25 protein-coding genes are annotated in these 23,309 nt (G+C 62.0%); 21 read left to right on the forward strand and 4 right to left on the reverse strand.

The window, feature by feature from the left end; translation table 11 throughout:
• Positions 1-20 precede the first annotated feature (20 nt).
• From fmt to AOP79_RS09945, 17 genes are all read left to right on the forward strand, one after another.
• Positions 21-956, forward strand: a complete 936-nt coding sequence (fmt, locus tag AOP79_RS09865) for a methionyl-tRNA formyltransferase (RefSeq protein WP_062073121.1) — start codon at positions 21-23, stop codon at positions 954-956.
• Positions 953-2,314 (forward strand): RsmB/NOP family class I SAM-dependent RNA methyltransferase, encoded by a 1,362-nt coding sequence (locus tag AOP79_RS09870; protein ID WP_082093550.1) that lies wholly within the window; start codon positions 953-955, stop codon positions 2,312-2,314. The genes fmt and AOP79_RS09870 overlap by 4 nt, the downstream gene beginning before the upstream one ends.
• A gap of 31 nt (positions 2,315-2,345) precedes the next feature.
• Positions 2,346-3,011, forward strand: a complete 666-nt coding sequence (gene rpe, locus AOP79_RS09875; RefSeq protein ID WP_062073124.1) for a ribulose-phosphate 3-epimerase — start codon at positions 2,346-2,348, stop codon at positions 3,009-3,011.
• Positions 3,012-3,031: 20 nt separating this feature from the next.
• Positions 3,032-4,066: a bifunctional diaminohydroxyphosphoribosylaminopyrimidine deaminase/5-amino-6-(5-phosphoribosylamino)uracil reductase RibD gene (gene ribD, locus AOP79_RS09880; protein ID WP_062073126.1), complete on the forward strand. Its 1,035-nt coding sequence runs from the start codon at positions 3,032-3,034 to the stop codon at positions 4,064-4,066.
• Positions 4,066-4,659 carry a riboflavin synthase gene (locus AOP79_RS09885; protein ID WP_062073128.1) on the forward strand — a complete coding sequence of 198 codons (594 nt, stop codon included), beginning with the start codon at positions 4,066-4,068 and terminating at the stop codon, positions 4,657-4,659. The genes ribD and AOP79_RS09885 overlap by 1 nt, the downstream gene beginning before the upstream one ends.
• A complete protein-coding gene (locus AOP79_RS09890) occupies positions 4,656-5,933 on the forward strand; it encodes a bifunctional 3,4-dihydroxy-2-butanone-4-phosphate synthase/GTP cyclohydrolase II (RefSeq protein ID WP_062073130.1) in 1,278 nt (425 codons plus the stop codon). The genes AOP79_RS09885 and AOP79_RS09890 overlap by 4 nt, the downstream gene beginning before the upstream one ends.
• On the forward strand, positions 5,930-6,397 hold the full coding sequence (gene ribH / locus AOP79_RS09895) for a 6,7-dimethyl-8-ribityllumazine synthase (RefSeq protein WP_062073131.1): 468 nt from the start codon (positions 5,930-5,932) through the stop codon (positions 6,395-6,397). Before AOP79_RS09890 ends, ribH begins: the two co-directional genes overlap by 4 nt.
• 46 nt (positions 6,398-6,443) lie before the next feature.
• Entirely contained in the window at positions 6,444-6,707 is a 264-nt protein-coding gene (locus tag AOP79_RS09900) for a phosphoribosyl-ATP diphosphatase (RefSeq protein ID WP_062073132.1), read from the forward strand.
• 9 nt (positions 6,708-6,716) lie between these two features.
• Positions 6,717-7,559, forward strand: a complete 843-nt coding sequence (gene hisG, locus AOP79_RS09905) for an ATP phosphoribosyltransferase (RefSeq protein WP_062073133.1) — start codon at positions 6,717-6,719, stop codon at positions 7,557-7,559.
• Between the two features lie 2 nt (positions 7,560-7,561).
• Positions 7,562-8,563: a helix-turn-helix transcriptional regulator gene (locus AOP79_RS09910; protein WP_062073134.1), complete on the forward strand. Its 1,002-nt coding sequence runs from the start codon at positions 7,562-7,564 to the stop codon at positions 8,561-8,563.
• The gene (locus AOP79_RS09915) at positions 8,550-9,470 is read left to right on the forward strand and encodes a helix-turn-helix transcriptional regulator (RefSeq protein WP_062073135.1); all 921 of its coding nucleotides are present in this window, start codon (positions 8,550-8,552) and stop codon (positions 9,468-9,470) included. The genes AOP79_RS09910 and AOP79_RS09915 overlap by 14 nt, the downstream gene beginning before the upstream one ends.
• A 38-nt stretch (positions 9,471-9,508) precedes the next feature.
• Positions 9,509-9,784 carry a Sec-independent protein translocase subunit TatA gene (gene tatA / locus AOP79_RS09920; RefSeq protein WP_062073137.1) on the forward strand — a complete coding sequence of 92 codons (276 nt, stop codon included), beginning with the start codon at positions 9,509-9,511 and terminating at the stop codon, positions 9,782-9,784.
• 31 nt (positions 9,785-9,815) lie between these two features.
• A complete protein-coding gene (tatC, locus tag AOP79_RS09925) occupies positions 9,816-10,571 on the forward strand; it encodes a twin-arginine translocase subunit TatC (RefSeq protein ID WP_062073140.1) in 756 nt (251 codons plus the stop codon).
• Positions 10,568-11,518 carry a diacylglycerol/lipid kinase family protein gene (locus tag AOP79_RS09930; protein ID WP_062073142.1) on the forward strand — a complete coding sequence of 317 codons (951 nt, stop codon included), beginning with the start codon at positions 10,568-10,570 and terminating at the stop codon, positions 11,516-11,518. Before tatC ends, AOP79_RS09930 begins: the two co-directional genes overlap by 4 nt.
• Positions 11,519-11,587: 69 nt before the next feature.
• Positions 11,588-14,341 (forward strand): DEAD/DEAH box helicase, encoded by a 2,754-nt coding sequence (locus AOP79_RS09935; RefSeq protein ID WP_062073144.1) that lies wholly within the window; start codon positions 11,588-11,590, stop codon positions 14,339-14,341.
• 25 nt (positions 14,342-14,366) lie between these two features.
• On the forward strand, positions 14,367-15,905 hold the full coding sequence (lnt, locus tag AOP79_RS09940) for an apolipoprotein N-acyltransferase (protein WP_062073147.1): 1,539 nt from the start codon (positions 14,367-14,369) through the stop codon (positions 15,903-15,905).
• Positions 15,902-16,678 carry a polyprenol monophosphomannose synthase gene (locus tag AOP79_RS09945; protein ID WP_439644684.1) on the forward strand — a complete coding sequence of 259 codons (777 nt, stop codon included), beginning with the start codon at positions 15,902-15,904 and terminating at the stop codon, positions 16,676-16,678. The genes lnt and AOP79_RS09945 overlap by 4 nt, the downstream gene beginning before the upstream one ends.
• Here the strand turns inward: AOP79_RS09945 and AOP79_RS09950 are convergent.
• The 3 genes from AOP79_RS09950 to AOP79_RS09960 all read right to left on the reverse strand — a co-directional run bounded on the left by AOP79_RS09950 (position 16,646) and on the right by AOP79_RS09960 (position 18,629).
• The gene (locus AOP79_RS09950) at positions 16,646-16,981 is read right to left on the reverse strand and encodes an RNA polymerase-binding protein RbpA (RefSeq protein WP_062073151.1); all 336 of its coding nucleotides are present in this window, start codon (positions 16,979-16,981) and stop codon (positions 16,646-16,648) included. The two genes, AOP79_RS09945 and AOP79_RS09950, sit on opposite strands and share 33 nt — an antisense overlap.
• A gap of 134 nt (positions 16,982-17,115) precedes the next feature.
• On the reverse strand, positions 17,116-18,228 hold the full coding sequence (arsB, locus tag AOP79_RS09955; RefSeq protein ID WP_062073153.1) for an ACR3 family arsenite efflux transporter: 1,113 nt from the start codon (positions 18,226-18,228) through the stop codon (positions 17,116-17,118).
• On the reverse strand, positions 18,225-18,629 hold the full coding sequence (locus AOP79_RS09960) for an arsenate reductase ArsC (protein ID WP_062073154.1): 405 nt from the start codon (positions 18,627-18,629) through the stop codon (positions 18,225-18,227). Before AOP79_RS09960 ends, arsB begins: the two co-directional genes overlap by 4 nt.
• A gap of 72 nt (positions 18,630-18,701) precedes the next feature.
• Between AOP79_RS09960 and AOP79_RS09965 the strand changes: the two genes are divergently transcribed.
• The 4 genes from AOP79_RS09965 to AOP79_RS09980 all read left to right on the forward strand — a co-directional run bounded on the left by AOP79_RS09965 (position 18,702) and on the right by AOP79_RS09980 (position 22,519).
• Entirely contained in the window at positions 18,702-19,052 is a 351-nt protein-coding gene (locus AOP79_RS09965) for an ArsR/SmtB family transcription factor (RefSeq protein WP_082093551.1), read from the forward strand.
• A 211-nt stretch (positions 19,053-19,263) separates the two neighbouring features.
• The gene (locus tag AOP79_RS09970; RefSeq protein ID WP_062073156.1) at positions 19,264-21,618 is read left to right on the forward strand and encodes an ATP-binding cassette domain-containing protein; all 2,355 of its coding nucleotides are present in this window, start codon (positions 19,264-19,266) and stop codon (positions 21,616-21,618) included.
• Positions 21,619-21,659: 41 nt separating this feature from the next.
• Positions 21,660-21,932, forward strand: a complete 273-nt coding sequence (locus AOP79_RS09975) for a DUF1905 domain-containing protein (RefSeq protein WP_082093552.1) — start codon at positions 21,660-21,662, stop codon at positions 21,930-21,932.
• A 50-nt stretch (positions 21,933-21,982) separates the two neighbouring features.
• Complete coding sequence (locus AOP79_RS09980; protein ID WP_269078451.1) at positions 21,983-22,519, forward strand: GNAT family N-acetyltransferase; 537 nt, start codon at positions 21,983-21,985, stop codon at positions 22,517-22,519.
• Positions 22,520-22,738: 219 nt separating this feature from the next.
• On the opposite strand, the gene AOP79_RS09985 is transcribed toward AOP79_RS09980, so the two are convergent.
• On the reverse strand, positions 22,739-23,236 hold the full coding sequence (locus AOP79_RS09985; RefSeq protein WP_062073164.1) for a flavodoxin domain-containing protein: 498 nt from the start codon (positions 23,234-23,236) through the stop codon (positions 22,739-22,741).
• Positions 23,237-23,309 lie beyond the last annotated feature (73 nt).

Raw genomic sequence — 23,309 nt, forward strand, 5'->3', positions numbered from 1 at the left:
AGCGGCTCTACGATGGTTCCATGCGTCTGATCTTTGCCGGAACTCCGGATGTTGCCGTGCCCAGCCTCGAGGCTCTCGTGGCCTCGCCACATGAGGTCATTGCGGTGGTGACCCAGCCTGATGCACGGGGCAAGCGAGGCAAGGCCCTGCACGCAAGTCCAGTCAAGGTCGCAGCAGAGGCCCACGGCATTGAGGTGTTGACCCCTGCGAGTGCCAAGGATCCGGAGTTCATCGACCAGATCAAGGACCTCAAGGCTGACGCCGCAGCAGTGGTCGCATATGGCCAGATCCTGACCCGCGAATTGCTCGACAGTGTCGCGCACGGCTGGGTGAATCTGCACTTCTCTGTGCTGCCGCAGTGGCGCGGCGCGGCACCGGTGCAACGGGCGATCATGGCTGGCGACGAGTTCACGGGCGCTAGCGCGTTCCTCCTCGAAGAGGGCCTCGATACAGGCCCGGTGATCGGAACGTTGACTGAGCGGATTCGCCCCACGGATACCTCTGGTGTCTTGCTTGCGCGCCTCGCAGAGGCGGGTGCCCCGCTCTTGGTGGGAGCGCTCGATGCTTTGGAATCAGGCCAGGCGAGCCCGGTCGTGCAACCGGACGACGGTGTGAGCTACGCCGCCAAACTGAATCGGGACGATGCCTATGTGGCGTGGGAACGGCCCAGTCACGTGGTCGACCGACAGGTCCGTGGCTGCACTCCTGCGCCCGGCGCGTGGACCACATTGCCTGATGGCTCAGTCGCGAAACTGGGGCCAGTGAGTCCGGTCATTGGTTCCACGACGACGGTGCCCGGTCAGGTTTCGTTTGCCGATGGTGTGGTCACCGTCGGCACGGGAACCGAACAGGTGGCGCTCAGTACTATCGCGCCCGCAGGCAAGAAACCGATGGACGCCGCAGCGTGGTGGCGGGGTGCTCGCCTCCCTGAAGGCTCTGCACTGGGTGAAGCATGAGTGTGGATAAGGCGAGGCTGGCGGCGTTTGACGTGATGCTGGCCGTCGAGACCCAGGACACTTACGGCAACATCATGCTTCCTAAGATCCTCCGTGACCGTGGTTTGTCAGGCCGAGACGCCGCGTTTGCCACAGAACTCACGTACGGAACGCTGCGGCTCAGCGGCCGTTACGACGCGATCATCGCGCGCGCAGCGAAGCGTGACGCCGACACGCTGGACCCCGAGGTGCTCGTCGCATTGCGGCTGGGCGCACACCAGGCACTGGGGATGCGCGTGCCACCCCACGCCGCTGTATCGCAGACCGTCGACCTGGTGCGCAGTGAGAGTGGTCGCGGGGCATCGGGCTTTGCCAATGCGGTGATGCGGCGCATCGTGGAAGCGGACCTCGACACGTGGCTGTCCCGCGTTGCCCAGGGTTCATCGCGCGAGGCGCTGGGCGTCAAGCATTCGCACCCTGCATGGATGGTCGGCGAGCTCGAATCAGCGCTCGTGGCAGACGGTCGAGCAGGGGAGACCGAGGCACTTCTTGAAGCCAACAACCGTGCCCCCGCCGTGTCGCTAGTGGCACGTCCGGGGCTGATCTCGCGGGACGCGCTCCTCGACGAGGTTCCAGGTGGCACCGTGGGTGCAGTCTCCCCGCTGGCGGTGACGTTGGACTCCGGTGACCCTGCCAGCATCGGCCCGGTGAAGCACGGCCTTGCCGCCGTTCAGGATGAGGGAAGCCAACTCGCAGCACTGGCGCTGATCCATGCCGATGCCGCTACCGGTATCGAGGGACAGACGCCTGAGCGTTGGCTCGACATGTGTGCAGGCCCGGGTGGCAAGGCGGCCGTCATCGCCGCCCGCGCCGCGACCCAGGGTGACTCCGTTGACGCGTTGGAGCTGCACCCCCATCGTGCCGGCCTGGTAAAAGATTCCCTCCGTGCGATCCCCGACGGCATCGCAGAGGTCCACGTGGGAGACGCCCGGGCCTGGGGGAGCGCCGGCAGTTATGACCGTGTTCTGCTTGACGCGCCCTGCACTGGGTTAGGTGCTTTGCGTCGCCGTCCGGAGGCTCGCTGGCGCCGCTCCGCGCAGGATCTTGCCGACCTGGTCGATCTTCAGGGCGCGCTCCTGGCACAGGCCGCTCGGCTCGTGAAGCCCGGTGGCGTGATCGCGTACGTCACCTGCTCGCCTGTGGTGGCGGAGACGCACGCAGTGATTGCGGACTCCGGCCTCAAGACGCTGGATACTCGAGTCGCTGTGGCCGACGCAACTGGCACCGAACCCGGTGATTGGGGCAAGGGCCCCTACGTTCAACTGTGGCCACACGCCCATGGCACGGACGCCATGTTCATTCAGTTGCTGCAGTCCTGACGAGCCTTCGGCAAGCGACTACGCTGGTTGTATGGGAATGCAGATAGCCCCGTCCATCTTGTCCGCAGACTTTGCGAACCTTGAGACGGAGATTGCTCGTGTCAGCACCGCAGACTGGCTCCACTTCGACGTCATGGACGGTCACTTCGTGCCGAACTTGACCGTCGGCCTGCCCGTCTTGGAGCGGATTGCGCAGGTGGCATCCATGCCGGTCGACGCGCACCTGATGATCGAGGACCCTGACCGCTGGGCTCCCCAATACGCAGAGGCCGGGGCAGCCTCCGTGACCTTCCACTACGAGGCGGCAAAGGATCCCAAGGCCATCGCCAGGGATTTGCACGCTCTGGGTGTCCGAGCATCGGTGGCGCTCAAGCCAGGAACGCCTGTCGACGCAGTGTTGGATGACATCAAGCACTTCGACATGGTGTTGGTCATGACGGTTGAGCCTGGCTTTGGCGGACAGTCGTTCATGCCGGAGCAGTTGCCCAAGGTTGAAGCCCTCCGGGCAGCAGCAACCCGTGAAGGACACGACCTTTGGATTCAGACCGACGGCGGTATCGCTCGCGACACCATTGAACAAACTGCCCGAGCGGGCTGCGATGTGTTTGTGGCCGGCTCAGCTGTCTACGGCGCAGCGGACCCGTCCGCAGAGGTTGACGTCCTCCGGGACATGGCGACCGCGGCAGCCCGGGCATAGTGGCACCAGAGACAGGGCCGATGCCACAGTCACCAGACGCGCCACACCTCACACCAGACGAGGCCATGGACCTCGCTGTGCTCCTTGCGGCCCAGGGTCCCGTGACCGGGCCGAACCCGCAGGTGGGTTGTGTCCTTACCGATGACCAAGGCGTAGTGCTCGCACGAGGGTGGCACCGTGGCGCGGGGACTCCGCATGCCGAAGTCGCGGCCCTGGATGATGCTCGTCGTCGCGGCATTGACATCACTGGCGCTACAGCGTTCGTCACGCTTGAGCCGTGCAACCACACGGGACGTACGGGACCGTGCGCGACCGCGCTTGCCGACGCAGGCATCGGCCGCGTGCAATACGCCGTACCCGACCCCGGTGAGGCATCGGCGGGAGGCGCCGCCACGCTCAACGATGCGGGTATTCCTGCAATGTACGCACCCCATGAAGGCGCTTCCACGCTGACGCGCCGATGGCATCACGCGATGAGTCACGGACGGCCCTATGTCATTGCAAAATGGGCGTCGACACTTGACGGCCGTATGGCAGCGGCAGATGGCACGGCGTTCTGGATTACCGGTGAGCAGGCCCGAGCCCACGCTCACGAGGTCCGCGCGGCCGTTGATGCCATCGCGGTAGGCACAGGAACCGTCGCGACCGATGACCCACAGCTCTCCGCTCGTCCGCCTGGGTCAACGTCACCCCACCAGCCGTTGCGTGTCGTGATCGGCAACCGCTCCACCACAGGTGCGCAGGTCTGGCGCGATGACAACGCCATCGCGATCGCGTCGCATGAACCGGACGAGATTCTGGCCGTATTGCACTCACGAGAGATCCGCACCGTCATCGTTGAGGGTGGGCCCACAGTGCTGAGCGCTTTTATTGCGGCAGGCGTTGTCGATGAAGTGCACGCCTACATCGCCCCTGCGATCTTGGGCGACGGACCTACAGCAGTGTCGGGAGTGGGAATCACGACTATGTCTGGTGCGTTGAGGCTGTCAGAGGTGACGTCTACACCCCTCGGTGCAGATACTCTTGTCACCGGTCTTGTCACGGAAGGAACCTGATGTTCACGGGCATCGTCGAGGCGGTGGGCACGGTTGAATCCGTGACAACTGCTGGCGCGCAGGCGCAATTCACACTTCACACTGAGGGCTTAGGTGCCGACTTGGTGCATGGAGAATCCATCGCAGTCAACGGCGTATGCCTGACGGTCGCGAAACACACCGGGGACTCCTGGCTTGCTGACGTCATGGCAATCACCCTCGAGACCACAGCCCTGGGCGACCTTAAGGCTGGCGATCGCGTCAACATCGAACGCGCCATGCGTGCCGACGGGCGTCTAGGTGGACACCTGATGCAGGGACACGTGGATGGCACCGCAGTGTTGGTGGCCCGAGACTCGCAGCCCGACTGGGACAACCTCACGTTTGAATTGCCCGACGGCCTCCTTCGATACGTTGTGGCGAAGGGTTCGATCGCGTTGAACGGCTGTTCCTTGACCGTCGCGGAGCTCGACGGCAACCGGGTCACCGTATCCCTGATTCCCACGACTCTTGCTGAGACGATCTTTGGCGCGGCGTCCTTGGGTGACCGTGCCAACGTTGAGGTCGATGTCATCGGCAAGTACGTCGAGAAGATGCTGGGAGAGCGTGCATGAGTGCCGAAGGACCACTGCCCGTAGTGCAGCCATTGAGCGACGCCGACACCGCACGCATCGAGTTGGCGCTTGCCGACTTGCGCGACGGCAAGCCCGTACTCGTCGCCGACTCGCACCACCGCGAGAACGAGGCAGACTTCATCATGTCCGCACAAACCACCACCGTTGACTGGGTGGCTTGGGGTATTCGCCACTCCAGCGGCTATCTCTGTGCACCCATGCCAGGACCGACCGCTGATGCGCTCAACCTTCCCCTCATGGTCCCGAACAGCCAGGATCCACGCCGCACCGCGTACACCGTGTCAGTCGACGCGGCCGAGGGCGTCACCACTGGAATTTCGGCTGCAGACCGCCACCGCACGCTGCAGGTGTTGGCGCGCCCAGAGCGCAACCCAGATGACGTGATCCGACCGGGCCACGTGCTCCCGTTGCGTGCCGTGGCCGGGGGAGTATTGCACCGGCCCGGCCACACCGAGGCCGCCGTCGACTTGTGCCGACTTGCTGGCCTCGAGCCGGTCGGTGTGATCGCAGAAATGGTCAACGATGACGGCACCATGATGCGTGCCGGCGACGCAACCGCGCTCGCTGAGCGCGAAGGCCTCGTGTTCATGACCATCGAAGAACTGATCGCATACCGGATCGACCGTGGCGACATGGCGCCGCCCGTTGAGCCTGCGCCCCACCGGGTGGTCGCTCAAGGTTCGGCGCGCCTACCTACCCGTCACGGTGACCTCACCATTCATGGGTATCGAGATGCCCGCACTGGGGATGAACACATCGCTCTGGTGGCACCGACACAGGATGGCAACACGCCCGTGGTGCGCGTGCACTCGGAATGCCTGACCGGAGACTCCTTCGGTTCGCTCCGCTGCGACTGTGGCCCGCAATTGGATGCCTCGATTGCGCGAGTCGCTGCTGAAGGTGGTGCCGTGGTCTACCTCCGAGGCCACGAGGGCCGGGGAATCGGTATCGTCGCAAAGATTCAGGCCTACGCGTTACAGGACGCAGGCCGTGACACCGTGGATGCCAACACCGACTTGGGCCTTCCCATTGACCGCCGCGAATACGGTGCGGCCGCCGCAATCCTCGCCGATCTAGGCCTGACCGAGGTTGCCCTCATGACAAATAATCCAGCCAAGGTTGCCGCGATGCGGGCCTCTGGCATCACTATCACCGAGCGAGTCCCGCACCGGTATGGAGAACACCCCGAGAACGCCGCCTACCTGCGCACCAAGATCGAGCGCATGGGTCACCTGACAGGAGAAGACGCATGAGTGGAGACGGAGCACCCGCACTGGAGATCGATGGCCGCGGTCTGACCGTGGAGATTGTTGCAAGCCAGTGGCACACAGAGGTCATGGACGGACTGGTCAACGGCGCAGTCGAGGCTGCCAAGAAGTCTGGCGCCAATTACCGGGTGACCCGCGTGGCTGGCGCCTTCGAGCTCACTGTCGTCGCGGAGCACTTGGCCCGACAGAACGCTGACGCCATCGTCGCCCTCGGCGTGGTCATTCAGGGCGAGACGCCGCACTTTGAGTACGTGTGCAACTCGGTCACCGATGGTCTGACCGCGGTCGCACGAGAGCACGTCATCCCCGTGGGCTTTGGGGTCCTCACCGTCGACACCGTCGAGCAGGCACTCGCGCGTGCCGGCGTTGAAGGTTCGGTCGAAGACAAGGGCGCTGAGTCTGTCGAGGCCGCACTTGCCACGGCTTTGACACTCCGAGAACTCGCCTGAGCGTTGCGGTTGGTCATGCCTGGTCTGTCCCCACTAGGCTGACCCTGTGAAGAACTTTGACGACCTTTTTGCCGAACTGACTGCCCGTGCCGCGGAACGCCCCGAGGGGTCCGGCACCGTGGCGATGCTCGACAAGGGCGTCCATGCGATTGGTAAGAAGCTCGTCGAAGAAGCTGCCGAATCTTGGATGGCTGCTGAGTTCCAATCCAAGGAAGAAGCCGCTGAGGAACTTTCCCAGTTGCTGTACTGGGCTCAGGTCATGATGGTCTCGAAGGGCATTACCCTCGACGACGTCTACCGCAATCTCTAAGGAATACTCGTGCTGCGTATCGCCGTCCCCAACAAAGGATCTTTGTCCGAGCCCGCCTCCCAACTGCTGAAGGAGGCCGGCTACAAGCAGCGTCGCGATTCTCGTGAACTGGTGCTTGCTGACCCACGCAACGACGTCGAGTTTTTCTTTCTGCGTCCGCGTGACGTTGCCGTGTACGTCGGTGCGGGCACAGTCGACGCCGGCATTACGGGTCGCGACCTGTTGCTCGACTCTGGCGCCACCGCCACCGAGCACCTCGAACTAGGTTTCGCGGGCTCCACGTTCCGTTATGCAGCTCCCAAGGGCGAGATCACGAGCGTTGAGCAGTTGCAGGGCAAGCGCGTAGCGACGAGTTACCCGCGGCTGGTCAAGCACCACTTGAAGTCCTTTGGCGTCGAGGCAGACGTGGTGCGCCTCGACGGCGCGGTGGAGTCTTCGGTGCGCCTGGGGGTGGCCGATGCCGTGGCAGACGTGGTCTCGACCGGCACCACGTTGCGCGCTGCCGGGCTCGAGATCTTTGGCGATCCCATCCTCAAGTCGGAAGCCATCATGATCCGCGGCAACGGCACTTCCGAGGATGACATCGCAGTACTGACTGGGCGCTTGCGCGGTGTGCTCATGGCCCGCCAGTACGTGTTGATCGACTACGACGTACCATCCGACAAGCTCGAGGCCTCCGTGGCCGTATGCCCCGGCTTTGAAGCTCCGACTGTCACACCATTGCACGGCAAGGACTGGCAGGCGGTACGGGTGATGGTGCCTCGTGCAGAGATGAACCAGATCATGGACCGGGTCTACGCTGCTGGCGGCCGTGCCATCCTCTCGACTGAACTGTTGGCGGTACGGATCTAACAATGCCCAAGATCGACCCCGAGGAGCGGCTCCTCAACCTCATGATTGCGCTGATGCACGTGAAGACGCGCATGTCGCGCGCCGAGATCCGTTCGCGGGTCACGGGTTACGAGCGCGAGGACACCTCGTGGGACGACGCCACTAAGAAGCGTCGCAAAGAGGCATTTGAGCGCATGTTTGAGCGCGACAAGGATGCGCTGCGCACCTTGGGCGTGCCCATCGTGACCGTGACGTCGGAAGCGCACGGTGACGACATCGGCTACCGCATCGATCCCGAGCAGGCCTCGTTGCCGCCGCTCGACTTCACTGCAGCTGAATCTGCCGTTGTTGCTTTGGCAGCCGATTACTGGCGGGGCGTCGCGCTTGGAGCGGACGCATCACAGGCATGGGTCAAGGCCTCATCTCAGGTCGCCCATAGTGAAGTGCAAGAGATGCCGTTTGCCACCATGTCTACACATTTGAGCGATGCTGCCGCGGTCCTGGTGGAGGCAATTCAGCAGCGTCGCGAAGTGACGTTTGGGTACACGTCGGCATCGTCCGGTGACGGAAAGCGACGTGTGCAGCCATGGAGGATCCTGCTCAGCGGCGGCGCGGACTACCTCGTGGGATTCGATGTTGACCGTGAAGCGCCACGCACGTACCGCCTCAGCCGCGTGACGAGCGCCGTCGCGCTCGTGGGCGAAGCCGATGCTTTCGACATTCCCGATGTCAACGCTCAGGAGGCCTTGGACCGGGACGGCGCCGGCGGCGTCGCCCGGTTGGCGATTCGGCCCGAAGCCGCGCACGCGTTGCGGCGGCAAGGGACAGTTGTGGGAGAGGATGGCGACTGGGACCTGGTCGACGTTCCGTTCACTCACCAGGATGACCTACGCGACCGCATTCTTGCCATGAGCGGGACTGTGCGCGTGATTGAGCCGGCACTGTTGCGCGACCGCGTGCTGGCCAGCGCACAGGCTGCACTGGCGGCGTTGGTGGAAGAGGAGGCGCGCGATGGCGACGAATAAGGCCGTGGGGCGTATGACTCGACTCCTGGGCATCGTCGAGTACCTCGAGACCCACGGACCTACGGAGTTCGCAGAACTCGGCGCACACTTTGGTGTCGACGCCGCCCAGGTCCGCGATGACGTCAACGTGTTGTGGGTGTCAGGCCGGCCAGGCTACATGCCCAATGACCTCGTCGACTTCGACTATTCCGCCTTTGAAGAGGGCATTGCGAGCCTGACCGAGGGCCAAGGTCTTCGCCAGGTGATGTACTCCGCACGTGAAGCCGCTGCGTTGACAGGGGCACTGTCTGCGCTGGTGGCGACTGGTACTGCTCCTGACGCAGCCGCGACGGCGCTCGAGAAGTTGACGACGGCATTGGGCGGCACAAGCGTGCAGGTTGTCGATTCGACAAAGGTTGACCCGGCCATCCGTGCAGCAGTCGACACCTCACTAGATCAGCGTCAAGCGTTGCGTCTCACGTATATCGACGCTCAAGAGCGCAAGACGCAGCGCAATGTCGAGCCGCATCGGCTAGTCGTGATTGATGGCGCCGGGTATTTGGAGTGCTATTGCTTGCGAGCCGATGATTACCGGTTGCTGCGCGTGGACCGCATCGCCGATGTGGAACCCATTGATGTCATGGTGACGCACCCTCCTGTGGACCGCCTGGGGTTCTCGATCGAACAGGGGAGTACCGCCACCGTAAGGCTCGCTCGTGCAGGTCGCTGGGCACTCGAAGACCTCCCACACGCGCAGGTCGCGGTTGAGGGGGATGATGTGATCGTGACTTTCGCGATTGCTGACCCAGACTGGATTGCAGGGCGGCTTCTTGCGGTCGGTGCGCACCTCAAGTCAGTAGAACCTGCGCCGCTCGCCGAGGCTGTGCGAAAGAAGGCCCAGGCAGTAGTGCAGGCACATTCGGTTTAGACTGAGACGTTGTAGCAACCTTCGGAGAGGCTTTTCACATGGGACCCAGAGAAATCATCATTATCGCCATCGTGGTGATTCTTCTATTTGGTGCGCCCAAGCTTCCAGTCCTTGCCCGCAGTATTGGTAAGTCGATGAAGATCCTTAAGGAAGAAACGAAGTCGCTCACTGACGACGACAAGTCGGCCACAGACAGTGACAAGGACGCTAAGTCCGCGGATGAGTCAGGCAAGGACTCGGCTACCAGTGCCGCGTCTCCGGCGGCGGCGAGTTCCGCTGAGTCCACGGACGACGACGACAAGCGTGGAAAGTAGCGACACACGTCGGTCTAACCCCGACGCGCGGATGCCCCTGCGCGCACATTTGCGTGAGTTCCGCAACCGGCTGATCTATGCCGCGATCGGTATTGCCGTGGGCTCAGTCATCGGTTGGTTTGTCTATGAGCCGGTGTTTGAAGCGTTGCAGGCGCCCATCATTTCTGCGGCTCAAGAGCAGGATGCCCTCATCACCGTGAACTTCGCGGGACTTGCGACGGCACTGGACATGAAGATTAAGGTCTCGCTCTTCGTTGGCGTAGTGCTGTCTGCTCCGTGGTGGCTCTACCAACTATGGGCCTTCGTTGCGCCAGGACTCGTGAAGAAGGAGAAGCGCTACACGGCGGGATTCCTTGCCGCAGCCATTCCACTGTTCGCGGCGGGCATCGCCTTGGCATGGTGGGTTTACCCCAAGGCTGTGAGCATCTTGACCGGGTTTACTCCGGAGGGCGGCTCGAACTTCCTCGATGCCCAGATGCTCATGACCTTCACCATGCGCCTCTTCCTCGCGTTTGGGATCGCCTTTGTGTTCCCAGTGGTCATGGTGTTCTTGTCCTGGGCCGGGCTGGTACGCACCAAGACCTGGCTCAAGGGTTGGCGGTGGGCCATCGTCATCATCTTTATTGCAGCCGCCATGCTGACTCCCACGCCCGATGTCGTCACGATGATGTCAATGGCGGGACCGATGGTCGCCCTGTACTTCGGCGCGATTGGGGTCGCGCGGCTCGGGGAGAAGCGCCGCGACAAGAAGCGCGCCGCGGCCGCACTCGATGACGCTGAGGCATGAGGCGTATTGGCTTTGCGGGTAACCCCAGCGCAGATGGTGGGGCTGCCGGCGCAGGACTAGACCATATCCAGACATTGTTGGGTGCTCGTGGGGCCACGGTCGTGGACCTCTCGGGCGATTCCTGGGGCGACACTGTGGCGCGCGTCACCGCAGCCCTCGGCGTGCACGAAGGTGTTTTATCTCATGAACATTCCTTTGATGCCCTGGTAGTTGCAGGCGGGGACGGCATGGTCCACCTCGGCCTCCAGGCTTGTGTCCCATCGGGTGTACCTCTGGGCATTGTTGCCACAGGTTCGGGTAATGACTTCGCCACGCGCATGGGGTTGGCGGTTGCGGACCCGGAGCGCGCGGTGGCAGAGATTTTCGATGGGTGGGGGTCGCCTCGCAAGGTCGACGTAGGGCACATCACGACTGCCGATGGTCACGAGCGTTGGTTCGCAGGGGTGCTGTCCGCAGGGATCGACGCCGCTATCGCGGAGCGTGCACGCCATATGACGCGGCCACGCGGCACAGCGAAGTACATTGTCGCGGTCGTGCGCGAACTGTGGGGCTACCGCCCCTATGGCATGACCATCACCGTGCGCGATGAGCGCGGCACCGAAGAGCGCATGTCCGGCACGTTCACCTTGGCCGCGGTGTCGAACTCAGGCCTCTTGGGAGGTGGGATTCCTTTGTGCCCGCCATCGCGGACCGACGATGGCCGCCTTGAGCTGGTGCGCGCGACGCCACTCACACGGCGCGGCATCGTGAAGATCTTTCCCCGGTTGCTTCGAGGAACCCACGTTGACGATCCCCGTGTGACGATCGGTGCCGTGTCGGAAGTGACGCTCGAAGCATCGGCCACGGGTTTTGCCCCACCAGCGCCATCGGCCGACGGCGAGCCCGTCGGAATGCTCCCCTTGAGCGTCACCTGCGTTCCGGGTGCGCTGGCCTTGCTTGCGCCCTGAGGTCGCCTGCCCCATAACGCAGTCACGGCGATGACGGGCATCCCCGATGTGCACCGTTAGCCTGGGAACATGACGTCACCTTCCGAGCGCTACGCCGCAGCACGTGCCCGCTCCCAGCGTTCGGACTTGCAGACGTTCGAAGAGTCGCTCTCCTTCCCACTGGATGGCTTCCAACGTGAGGCTTGTGAAGCAGTGGCAGACGGTAGTTCAGTCCTCGTGGCGGCACCCACAGGCGCCGGCAAGACGGTGGTGGGCGAGTTCGCAGTGAGGCATGCATTCGAACGCGGTGAAAAGGCGTTCTATACAACCCCCATCAAGGCGCTCAGCAACCAAAAGTTTCAGGAAATGCGCCGGGTGTATGGCGAGGCCAACGTGGGCCTGCTCACGGGCGATACGTCGATCAACTCCGACGCTCCCATTGTCATCATGACAACGGAAGTGCTTCGCAACATGATCTACGCGCGCTCTCGAACCCTGGACACGCTGGGCGCCGTCGTGCTCGACGAAGTGCACTACCTTGCCGACCGTTTCCGAGGCTCCGTGTGGGAGGAAGTCATCATTCACCTGGGTGCCCGCACGGCACTCATCGCGCTTTCGGCCACCGTTTCAAACGCCGAGGAGTTCGGCGCCTGGCTCACCGAGGTGCGAGGCGACACGAAAGTCGTCGTGTCAGAGCATCGGCCCGTTCCGCTATGGCCACACGTGTTGGTGCGCGAGGGCCTCTTCGATCTCTACTCTCCGGGCGTTGACCCCTTAGCTCCGGGCCCCAACCCGGCGATCAACCCTGAACTCGTCGCCGCTGCACGCCGCGAGCGCCGCGACGGACCACGCCATGGTGGCCGTGCGACCCGCGGCGGGAGGCGTCCTCAGGGGCGGCGAGCGCCACCGCGCTTCGCCGTGATTGACGTCCTCGATCGGCAAGGACTGTTGCCGGCGATCGTTTTTGTGTTCTCCCGAGCGGGATGTCAGGACGCCGTCGATCAGGTACGGGGCGCCGGGCTGACTCTCACGACCGAGGAGGAGCAACACGAGATCGCACGCATTGTCGATGAGCGCTGTGCGGCAATTCCCGCATCCGACTTGAGCGCTCTGGGATACCTGCATTGGCGACACCACCTTGAGGCCGGTATTGCAGCTCACCACGCTGGCATGATTCCCCTCTTCAAAGAGGTCGTCGAGGAACTTTTCGCCGCTGGCCTTCTCAAGGTCGTCTATGCCACCGAGACACTCGCGCTTGGCATCAACATGCCCGCGCGTTCGGTAGTGCTGGAGAAGTTGGTGAAGTGGGACGGCCAGGGACACAAGGACCTGACGGCGGGGGAGTACACCCAGTTGACCGGACGTGCAGGTCGTCGTGGCATTGACGTCGAGGGCCATGCCGTGGTCGTGGAGCATCCTGGTTTCGATGCAGCGCAACTGGGCAACCTTGCTTCCAAGCGCACCTACCCGCTCATGTCGAGCTTCAACCCGTCGTACAACATGGCGATCAACCTCGTCGCGAGTTCCGGCGTAGAGACGGCACGCGAACTCCTCGAACTTTCCTTCGCGCAATACCAAGCGGACCAGACTGTAGTCGGCAAGGCACGGCGAGTGCGTGAAATGGATTCGACGCTCAAGGGATACCGCGATTCGGTGTCGTGCGATCGTGGTGACTTTATGGAGTACGCCGCAATACGCGAGCGTTTGAACCGGGCACAGAAGCAAGCGTCATCTCAACACAAGCGCCAGCGCCGTGAAGCCGGCGTCGAGACCCTCTCAGGCTTGCGCCGGGGCGATGTCATCAAAGTTGCGTCAGGAAAGCGCACGGGATTGGCCGTGGTCGTTCTTCCGGACCATCATGAGCATGCGCCGCGTCCCACCGTTGTCACCCAGCAAGCGCGTGTGGTGCGACTATCCGTGGCTGACCTACAGGCGGGAATACTCCCCGTGGGTGCTATCAACGTGCCCAAGAAGATCGACACCCGCAATCCCCGCCAGCGGCGTGAGATTGCGCAGGTCATGCTTGCCGCTCGGGACAGCTTCGAGGCACCCTCGGGGCGTCGTGCGGCAGCAGCGAAGGGCGGCGTACCAGCCGATGATGGTTACTCGCACCGAATCGACGAACTCCGCAGGGAGATGCGCTCTCATCCGTGCCACGAATGTCCTGAGCGCGAACAGCACGCCCGCTGGGCTGAGCGCTATCATCGCGCGTTGCGCGACAAGGACCGTCTCACTGGTGAAATCACCCGCGCCACAGGGTCCATTGCAAAGGTCTTCGACCGCCGCTGCGCTGTGCTGCGTGAACTCGACTACCTCGCGGGCGACGGCACCGAGGCACAAGTCACCGAGTCTGGCGAGATGATGAAGCGCCTCTATTCAGAAAACGATCTCGTGATTGCAGAGTGTCTGCGCCGCGGAATCTGGCAGGACCTCAACGCACCTGCTTTGGCCGCAGCAGTTTCGACGCTCTTGTACAACGGACGCCGTGAGGATGACAGCCGCTCGCCCAAAGTCCCCGGGGGACCGTCAGGCGTGCTGGGACGAGCACTCAACGACACCGTGCGCGTCTGGTCCCAGGTCGATGACCTGCAGAATCATCACCATTTGGGTGAACTGCCAGCGCCGCACTGGGGAATCGTGAGTGCGATTCATGCATGGGCACAAGGGCGTTCGCTCGACGTGGCGCTGAGGGACACTGAACTCGCGCCTGGTGACATGGTGCGCAACTGTAAGCAGGTCATTGATGTGCTCGACCAGGTTTCACAGGTCGCGCCGTCTGAGGAAGTGCGCACGCGCGCACGCACTGCGATCGATGCCATGCGCCGCGGGGTTGTCGCGTACTAGCACCGGCACATCGTAGGCTGGCACGGTGCTTCCTGCCCCGCTTAGAAACCTGGTTCTCGCTGTCGCGGCGGGCTTGCTCGTCAACGCCGCCTTCCCGGATCTCGGGTGGTGGTTCATGGCGTATGTGGGCGTTGCTGCGCTGTGGATGGCACTGCGATATGCGACACCCTGGACAGGCTTCTTGCTGACTTGGGCTTTCGGGATCGCCTTCTTGCTTCCACATGTCTATTGGGCGTACACGTCGGTGGGTCTGGTTCCGTGGATTGCGCTATCCATTGCTGAGGGCGCCTTCATTGGTCTCTTCGGCGCTGCGTGGGCACTGGTGCGGCGAGCGCCATCGAAACACACATCGGTTCCTTGGTGGTCGCCCGCGGCGTTCGCACTGCTATGGGTGGGCATGGAGCAGCTCCGCTCCATCATTCCGTTCGGAGGTTTTCCCTGGGGCCGGATTGGGTTCTCGCAAGTCGATATCCCTGTGGGCCGCTTTGCATGGCTCGGAGGAGTGCCGCTCGCGAGCTTCATGGTGGTCCTTGCTGGTGCAGCGTTGGGACTCGGTGTCGAGATGATCGTCCGCCGCCGGCTTGTCCTCGGACTAAGCGCGCCCATCGCCGCTGGCGTCGTGGTGGTGTCGGGCCTCGCTATTCCATTGAATGCGCAGGCCACAGAAGGCACACTTAATGCCGGGTCGGTTCAGGGCAACGTCCCGAACGCGGGACTGGACGCGTTTGCACAGGCGCGGCAGGTGACGGAAAACCATCGGGATGGGACCCTGGCTCTCGTCGAATCTGACCCTGGTCCTTTGGATGTGGTGGTGTGGCCAGAAAATGCTGCCGACTACGACCCCCGTACCGACGCTGAGTCAGCCGCGATGGTGGACGAGGCGGCACAAGCGGCAGGCGTGCCCATCTTGCTGGGGACCAATGACTTCTCTCCTGAGGAGGGGCGCTACAACACGTCGTTGCTATGGGCTCCCGGCGGGGAAGTGCTCGATACATACTCGAAGCAAGTGCCTGCACCCTTTGCGGAGTACATCCCGATGCGAGATTTTGTGAGCCATTTCTCTGATGCCGTGGATTTGGTCACGACGGAGGTCATCCCAGGTGAAGGTCCTGCCACCGTCACGCTTCCCGTCGAGGCACTAGACCGCGACGTGGTGCTCGGCACCATCATTTGCTTCGAAGTCGCGTACGACCCCATTGTCACTGAGTCTGTCGCAGAAGGTGCCGAAGTGCTCTTTGTGCAAACGAACAACGCCAATTTTGGACTGACAGCTGAGTCCACTCAGCAGCTGCAAATGTCTCAAATGCGCGCCATCGAGACTGGTCGTGCGACAGTGCAAATCTCGACGGTGGGAGTCTCAGGTGTGATCGCGCCCAACGGCCGCGTACTGGAATCCACAGAACTATTCACACCCGACCAGCTGTACGCCACGTTGCCGCTACGCTCGGAGATTACGCCAGCGGTCCAGTTCAGGGATCTGTGGCACTGGGGATTCCTGGTGCTCCCATTGCTGGTGGTGGCCGGCGCTATGACGCGAACTGTCAGAGAAAGGTATGAGTGGTGAAGCGAACACTCATCATCATCCCCACGTACAACGAGCGTGAATCCCTCCCTGTCCAGGTAGACGCTGTCCGCGAGGTAGCGCCCGAGGTCGACATCCTCATCGCAGACGACAACTCGCCGGACGGCACAGGGGAGTGGGCCGATGCCCGGGCGGCCGAGGACTCCCGGGTTCATGTGCTCCATCGCCCCGGCAAGCAGGGGCTAGGTGCAGCGTATTTGGCTGGGTTTGCTTGGGGTCTCGAACGTGACTACGAGATCCTGGTCGAGATGGACGCTGACGGTTCCCATCGGGCAGAGGACCTTCCCGCAGTGCTCGCTGCCCCTGGATCATGGGATCTTGCTATTGGCTCCCGCTGGGTTCCGGGTGGGTCTGTCGTGAACTGGCCCAAGCATCGGCTCTTTCTCTCGACTAATGCGAACCGCTACGTGCGCATCATGCTCGGGGTGAAGGTGAAAGACGCGACGGCGGGATTCCGCGCCTATACAGCCGATGTGTTGCGCGCTCTGGATCTCGATCAGGTCGAATCGCAGGGCTACTGCTTCCAAATTGACATGGCTTGGCGTGTAGCGAAAGCCGGAGGCGCAATCGCAGAGGTGCCGATCACCTTTGTTGAACGCGAACAAGGGGTCTCAAAGATGAGCGGAGACATCATTCGCGAGGCACTGGTGAAAACTACTGTGTGGGGAATAAAAGAACGCACGGCGCGCGTGCGCCGTGCGTTCAGTCGAAATGGTGCAGAGTCAGCCGAGGCGACCCGCGCGAAGCAACTGTAGACGTTCGTCCAGCAGTTCCTCGAGCTCTGGAATGGTGCGGCGTTCGAGCAGCATGTCCCAGTGGGTGCGCTGGGTCTTGGTGTTCTCGTCTGCGGGACGGTCGCCGTCACGCAGCAGAGCAAGGGCGCCACAGTGGCATTCCCAGGACAGCGGCACATCGGCCTCTACCGAGAATGGCAACGTGACAATGTGCCCGTTGGGGCAGTCGTAGTGGACGTCGCGGCGGTCCGCGAGTTCCGCGTGAGACGGTGTTTCCATACTCTGCGTCCCTAGACGCATACCGCGCAATGCTCGATCAGCCATGTCAGCCTCCCTAGAAGTCGTCAGGCGGGGTGGTGCCTGCTACTGAATGGAACGAGCCTGATGGGCTAAATGTTCCCGTGATCGGTGACTTCTCAGCGGCGTATGCCGAGGTATCTCGCCAACTATTGACGACGCTACCGGGTGGACGTGATTTCTGCAGGCTGATGCGGATCGGGATGTGCAGCAGCTTCGACCGGGAACATCTTTGGCCTGAGCCACAAGGTTACATAGACCAATCCCACCAGGACGGGCACCTCGATCAGCGGTCCTACAACACCCGCCAAGGCCTCACCACTTGACGCGCCGAACGTACCGATGGCAACTGCGATGGCGAGTTCAAAGTTGTTGCCCGCCGCTGTAAAGGCGAGCGTCGTTGTCCGTGCGTAACCCAAGCCGAGTGCGCGCCCGGTGATCATGCCGAGCGCCCACATGATGGCGAAGTAGCACAAGAGTGGAATGGCAATGCGCACAACGTCCCAAGGATTCGCGACGACTTGCTCGCCTTGGAGAACGAATAGCAACACGATGGTGAAGAGCAGCCCGTAGAGTGCCCACGGCGAGATTCGGGGGAGGTACTTTTCTTCGTACCATTCACGCCCCTTGACGCGCTCGCCGATGGCGCGGGAGGCAAAACCCAGCGCCAGTGGCACGCCCAAGAACACCAGCACGTTCAATGCAATTGTGCCTATGGAGGCATCTAGACCCTGCGTATCGAGGCCGAGCCAACCCGGTAGAACAGTCAGGTAGAACCAGCCAAGCACAGAGAACGCCACCACTTGGAAGACGGAGTTGATCGCTACCAGCACGGCTGCGGCCTCACGGTCACCGCACGCGAGGTCGTTCCAAATGACGACCATAGCGATGCAGCGGGCGAGTCCCACGATGATGAGCCCGGTCCGGTATTCCGGCAGGTCCGGGAGAAAGGTCCACGCGAGGGTAAACATGACCATCGGGCCTACGACCCAGTTCAAGACCAGCGAGGAGGTCAGCAGCTTTTTGTCTCCCGTGACCGCCGCGACTTTGTCGTAGCGGACCTTGGCCAGGACCGGGTACATCATCACGAGTAGGCCGATGGCGATCGGAATGGAGATCCCCGCAACCTCCATCGACTCCAGCAGGTCGGAGAGCGCCGGGACAAAGTGTCCAAGTGCTACACCTGCCACCATCGCGAGGCCAATCCATAGCGGGAGCCACTTGTCGAGGGCGGAGAGCTTCCCCGGGTGTGTGGTGACTGCTGCGGTACTCATGAGGTCAAGTCTGCCAACAATGCGGTGACGCGGCGCTTAATCTCGTCACGAATAGGTCGGACAGAGTCGATTCCTTGGCCCGCGGGGTCGTCGAGTTCCCAGTCCTCGTAGCGCTTGCCTGGATAGATAGGGCATGCGTCACCGCAGCCCATCGTAATGACGGCATCGGAGGCCTGGACGGCCTCAGGGGTCAACACCTTGGGCTGTTCCTCACGAATGTCGATGCCCTCTTCGAGCATCGCTTCAACGGCGACGGGATTGATCTGATCTTTGGGCATGGAGCCGGCTGAGCGGACTTCCACAGCGCCTCCAGACAGGTGGCGCATGTAGCCTGCGGCCATTTGAGAGCGACCGGCATTGTGGACGCAGACGAAGATCACGGAAGGTGTGTGTGTGGTCATGGAAACAGCATTGCGCAAACATAGATCACTGTCAATATTGATATCTGTCTATTCTCGAAGTATCCTATCGCTATGACAGTGTGCGACAACCTTCTGGCCGAGACTAACGCCTGCCCTCCTGGCAGCGTGCTGATAGTCCCAGAAGGAGACGACGCCCGCAGTGCAGCGTTACTCAAAGTCGTAGCAGACACCACGCGACTGAAGATCCTGCGTATCATCGCGGCGAATGGGTCCGTATGTGCATGCGACCTTGAGGCGCCGCTCGGTCTCAGTCAGCCGACTATCTCGCACCACTTGCGCCAGCTTTTTGATGCCGGTGCCGTGACGAAGGAGAAGCGGGGAACGTGGGCGTACTACGGGATCAACGCCGACGGTCTGCAAGAGATCAACGCGCCGCTGGTGAAACTGTTGTCCCACAGCTAGGCCTACCGCACTTTAGCGCGCCGAAGTTCGCAGTGTGCCTGGCGAACCGCCCGTCGCGCGGCCGTCACCGGATGTGCCGCGCGAGACCGCGCCTTCAAGGTTCTGCCATCTGTTGGGCGGGGACGTGTGGGAAATGCGCTGTGTCGACCTGCACAACCAAGGGTCAGTGCGAGATACTCGAGGCTCTATCCTGCGACCGAGGAGAGCCTCTATGTCTCAAGCCGACAACCACGACGCCATTCGAGTGCGGGGTGCTCGTGAAAACAACCTCCGCGACATCAGTGTGGACATCCCCAAGCGTCAGTTGACGGTATTCACTGGCGTGTCAGGATCCGGCAAGAGTTCGCTGGTATTTGGCACTATAGCCGCAGAATCGCGGCGCCTCATCGATGAGACTTATCCTGCGTTTGTCCAAGGCTTTATGCCGTCGTTGAACCGCCCAGACGTGGATTCGCTTGAGGGCCTCACGACCGCGATCATGGTGGACCAAGAGCGCATGGGCGCGAATGCACGCTCCACGGTCGGAACCGCCACGGATGCCAATGCCATGCTCAGAATGCTGTACTCCCGCGTTGCCGTGCCGCACATCGGGTCTCCGCAGGCGTACTCCTTTAACGTCGCCTCCATCTCAGGCCAAGGCGCGGTGCAGATGGATACGACCAGGGGAGAGGTCAAGAAAGAAGTCCGCAAGTTCTCCATTCAAGGTGGTCAGTGCGCTCGGTGCGAGGGCATGGGATCTGTCTCTGACATCGACTTGGCGCAAGTGTTCGACGAGGAGAAATCTCTTGAGGAGGGAGCGATCACCGTTCCCGGCTACACCGCGGACGGTTGGTACGTCCGAATTTTCTCGGAGTCAGGCTTCCTCGATGCCAGCAAGAAGATCAAGGACTACACCAAACGAGAGCGTGAGGATTTCCTTTACAAGGAGCCCACCAAGGTCAAGTTTTCCAACATGAACATGACGTACGAGGGGCTCATCCCTCGTATTCAGAAGTCCATGCTCAGCAAGGACAAAGAGTCCATGCAGCCACACATCCGCGCATTTGTGGAGCGCGCGGTGACGTTCCAGCCGTGTCCCGAGTGCGACGGCACTCGTCTCAATGAGACCGCTCGGTCATCGCTGATCGAGGGCAAGTCGATCGCGGACCTGTGTGCAATGCAAATGACGGACCTCGCTGAGTGGTTCAGTGAGCTCAATGTGCCACAAGCCGGCCCCCTGGCGGACGGAATCCGTGCAGTGGTGGCGTCATTCATCGACATCGGCCTTGGATACCTGTCTCTTGACCGTCCCACAGGCACACTTTCCGGGGGAGAGTCGCAGCGAACCAAAATGATCCGCCACCTAGGCTCAGCGCTGACCGACGTGACGTATGTGTTTGACGAGCCCACCATCGGCTTGCACCCGCACGACATTCAGAGGATGAACAACCTCCTTTTGCAACTACGCGACAAAGGCAACACCGTCCTCGTGGTGGAACACAAGCCTGAAACGATCGCTATAGGCGACCGCGTCGTGGACATGGGGCCAGGAGCAGGGGTTGATGGGGGAGAGGTGGTGTTTGAAGGGGCCCCCAGCGACCTGGCGAAGGCCGACACCGCCACCGGACGGCACCTCGAGGACCGTGCTGCGGTCAAGGCGAAGGTGCGCACCAGCTCTGGCGCCATCGAAGTGCGGGGAGCCGATGCTCACAACCTGGTGGGCGTTGATGTCGACATTCCGCTCGGCGTCTTGACGGTCGTGACTGGTGTCGCCGGCTCTGGCAAGTCATCGCTCATTCACGGGTCCGTCAGTGGACGCGACGGCGTGATCTCAGTTGACCAGAGCCCGATTCGCGGATCGCGGCGATCGAGCCCTGCTACCTACACGAGCCTGTTGGATCCGATCCGCAAGGCGTTCGCCAAGGCGAATGGCGTGAAGCCTGCTTTGTTTAGCTCAAACTCCGACGGCGCGTGCCCGGTATGCAAGGGCGCGGGCGTGGTGGTAACCGAGCTCGGCCCGTTTGATTCCGTGGAGACCCTCTGTGAGGAGTGCGAGGGCAAGCGATTCCAGGCATCGGTGCTTGAGCACACTCTTGGCGGAAAGAACATCGCCGAAGTGTTGGCAATGTCGGTCGCAGAAGCCGAGGAGTTCTGGGGCCAAGGTGACGCCAAGACGCCTGCAGCGCACAAGATCCTGGTGCGCCTGAAAGATGTGGGGCTTGGATATCTCAAGCTTGGCCAACCGCTCACCACACTGTCGGGCGGCGAACGCCAGCGGCTCAAGCTGGCGGCACGTATGACGGAGAAGGGTGACGTCTACGTACTCGATGAGCCGACCACGGGCCTCCACCTTGCCGATGTGGAGAATCTTCTCGCGCTGCTCGACCGGCTGGTGGACTCGGGCAAGACGGTCATCGTCATCGAGCATCACCAGGCTGTCATGGCGCACGCCGATTGGATCATCGACATGGGTCCCGGTGCCGGTCACGACGGTGGACGTGTGGTGTTCGAAGGCACACCGGCGGACTTGGTCGTGGATGCCGAGACCCTGACGGGTGAACATCTGTCACGGTACGTTGAGAACTAGAGGTTGCGCTTTCCGTCGCCTGTGAGAGATGGGGTATTCCTGTGGCAGAGACCGACATCGTTTTCGACGCAGTGATTGGCGTTGAAGTGAAGGGGGAAACCTGGGCTTGTGTGGAGATCCCGGATTCGGCGGAACTTTTCGGCACTGGCAAGTCTGTCAGGGTCGACGCGACCATTGATGATGTGAAACTCGAGAATGTGGGAGCCATGGTGACCGGGCGTGGTGGACACATGGTGTCGCTGAATGCCAAAGTGCGTAAGGCCCTGGGGAAGGACATCGGAGACTCGGTGACCGTCAAGGTCGCACGGCGTTGAATCCTCAGCCTGGGGAAGTGGCTGCGACGGCGCATCTCCGCGCCACGCCCATGACGTCCAGCCGGCTCCACCTGCAGCCAGTTCGTGTGGATCATGCGAAAGAGATGGGCTCCGTGCTCGCTGCTTCGTCGCTGTACGAGTTCACCGGTGGCACGGCGCCATCACTCGAGCACTTGCAGGAACGTTATGTCAAGCAAACAGTGGGAGCCTCTCCGGACGGCACAGAGATGTGGTTGAACTGGATTATCCGCGTACAGCCAGCCGATGCCGCAGCCGGTTTCGTTCAAGCGACTGTCTTGCGCGTCAGCAACAAACTACGCGCCACAGTAGCCTGGGTCGTCGCGCCGGAGTTTCAAAGCTGCGGGATTGCCACAGAAGCCACCCGGTTGATGATGACGGCGTTGAGTGACCTTGGAGTCCGCGAGGTCCGTGCCCTCATCATTGACGGGCATGTTGCGTCAGAGAGTGTCGCGCGACATGTGGGACTCGTCCGCACCGAGGATGTCGTCGAAGGCGAGCAGATATGGAGCAACCGCGGACACGGCGCTCACACGCATCACCTTCACTCCTCACCTTCACTCACATAACGCCGATAATGCACATTATGTCAACTAGGTATCAACTGGCGTAGAGGTGGCCACACCCCCACGGCCAGCTGTGAAGGCGAGCATTCAAGAGCCCTTGGTCTCGGCCTCGTCGATAGGCAACGCATGTGAACCCATGCGAGCGTGAAGGTTCAACAGTGTTCAGTAGTCTGGATTCAAGTAGACAGACGCCGCCGCATGTGATTCAACTGTGCATGCGCGTTACAGGGCAGCGACAGCCCTCAGTTCGGTCGCCACGCCACGTGCCCAGTCGCGAATTGCGGCAAAGTCACGAAAATCTCCCTTGGGTGGGTTCAGCGCACGAATGATGGCCTTCTCCCCCACATTCAGGCGGTCGTAGTCCAGCGCACCGTCAAAGGTGTGGTGCTCGTGTGCCTTGACCAAACTCGTGAGTTCACGCGGCTCATTCGTCTCCTGACGAGGCGCCTTTACACCGGACATGCCGACTGAGAAGAGCCACACGTCGCGGCGGCGCAGTTCGTCAGCATTGTCGCTGACCAGTGCTGAGGCATCCCGGCGCCACAATCCGCCGTAGACAGCGGACCCGACGATGACCGCGTCGTAAAAGTGGATACCGAGCACATCGGAGGCGTCCATACAGTCGACGTCAAAGCCAAGCTGGCTCAGTTCCCCGGCAATGGCGTTGCCGATCTCTCGCGTGGAACCGTACTTGGAACCGGTGGCGACTAGAACCTTCATGACGTTCCTCCTTGTGGTGATGCTTCTAGCATCTCCCCAGAAGGGCACGATTGCCAGGGACCATAGTCCCCGC

It is taken from the genome of Demequina sediminicola, from assembly GCF_000975055.1.
Taxonomy (GTDB): domain Bacteria; phylum Actinomycetota; class Actinomycetes; order Actinomycetales; family Demequinaceae; genus Demequina; species Demequina sediminicola.

Coding starts and splice junctions, on each gene's coding strand:
- AOP79_RS09910 (WP_062073134.1), top strand. CDS start 7,562: ATGCCCAAGATCGACCCCGAGGAGCGGCTCCTCAACCTCATGATTGCG.
- AOP79_RS09915 (WP_062073135.1), top strand. CDS start 8,550: ATGGCGACGAATAAGGCCGTGGGGCGTATGACTCGACTCCTGGGCATC.
- AOP79_RS09935 (WP_062073144.1), top strand. CDS start 11,588: ATGACGTCACCTTCCGAGCGCTACGCCGCAGCACGTGCCCGCTCCCAG.
- AOP79_RS09885 (WP_062073128.1), top strand. CDS start 4,066: ATGTTCACGGGCATCGTCGAGGCGGTGGGCACGGTTGAATCCGTGACA.
- ribH (WP_062073131.1), top strand. CDS start 5,930: ATGAGTGGAGACGGAGCACCCGCACTGGAGATCGATGGCCGCGGTCTG.
- tatC (WP_062073140.1), top strand. CDS start 9,816: ATGCCCCTGCGCGCACATTTGCGTGAGTTCCGCAACCGGCTGATCTAT.
- AOP79_RS09870 (WP_082093550.1), top strand. CDS start 953: ATGAGTGTGGATAAGGCGAGGCTGGCGGCGTTTGACGTGATGCTGGCC.
- AOP79_RS09950 (WP_062073151.1), bottom strand. CDS start 16,981: ATGGCTGATCGAGCATTGCGCGGTATGCGTCTAGGGACGCAGAGTATG.
- AOP79_RS09965 (WP_082093551.1), top strand. CDS start 18,702: ATGACAGTGTGCGACAACCTTCTGGCCGAGACTAACGCCTGCCCTCCT.
- AOP79_RS09985 (WP_062073164.1), bottom strand. CDS start 23,236: ATGAAGGTTCTAGTCGCCACCGGTTCCAAGTACGGTTCCACGCGAGAG.
- AOP79_RS09930 (WP_062073142.1), top strand. CDS start 10,568: ATGAGGCGTATTGGCTTTGCGGGTAACCCCAGCGCAGATGGTGGGGCT.
- tatA (WP_062073137.1), top strand. CDS start 9,509: ATGGGACCCAGAGAAATCATCATTATCGCCATCGTGGTGATTCTTCTA.
- ribD (WP_062073126.1), top strand. CDS start 3,032: ATGCCACAGTCACCAGACGCGCCACACCTCACACCAGACGAGGCCATG.
- arsB (WP_062073153.1), bottom strand. CDS start 18,228: ATGAGTACCGCAGCAGTCACCACACACCCGGGGAAGCTCTCCGCCCTC.
- fmt (WP_062073121.1), top strand. CDS start 21: ATGCGTCTGATCTTTGCCGGAACTCCGGATGTTGCCGTGCCCAGCCTC.
- AOP79_RS09890 (WP_062073130.1), top strand. CDS start 4,656: ATGAGTGCCGAAGGACCACTGCCCGTAGTGCAGCCATTGAGCGACGCC.
- AOP79_RS09960 (WP_062073154.1), bottom strand. CDS start 18,629: ATGACCACACACACACCTTCCGTGATCTTCGTCTGCGTCCACAATGCC.
- AOP79_RS09970 (WP_062073156.1), top strand. CDS start 19,264: ATGTCTCAAGCCGACAACCACGACGCCATTCGAGTGCGGGGTGCTCGT.
- AOP79_RS09980 (WP_269078451.1), top strand. CDS start 21,983: ATGACGTCCAGCCGGCTCCACCTGCAGCCAGTTCGTGTGGATCATGCG.
- rpe (WP_062073124.1), top strand. CDS start 2,346: ATGGGAATGCAGATAGCCCCGTCCATCTTGTCCGCAGACTTTGCGAAC.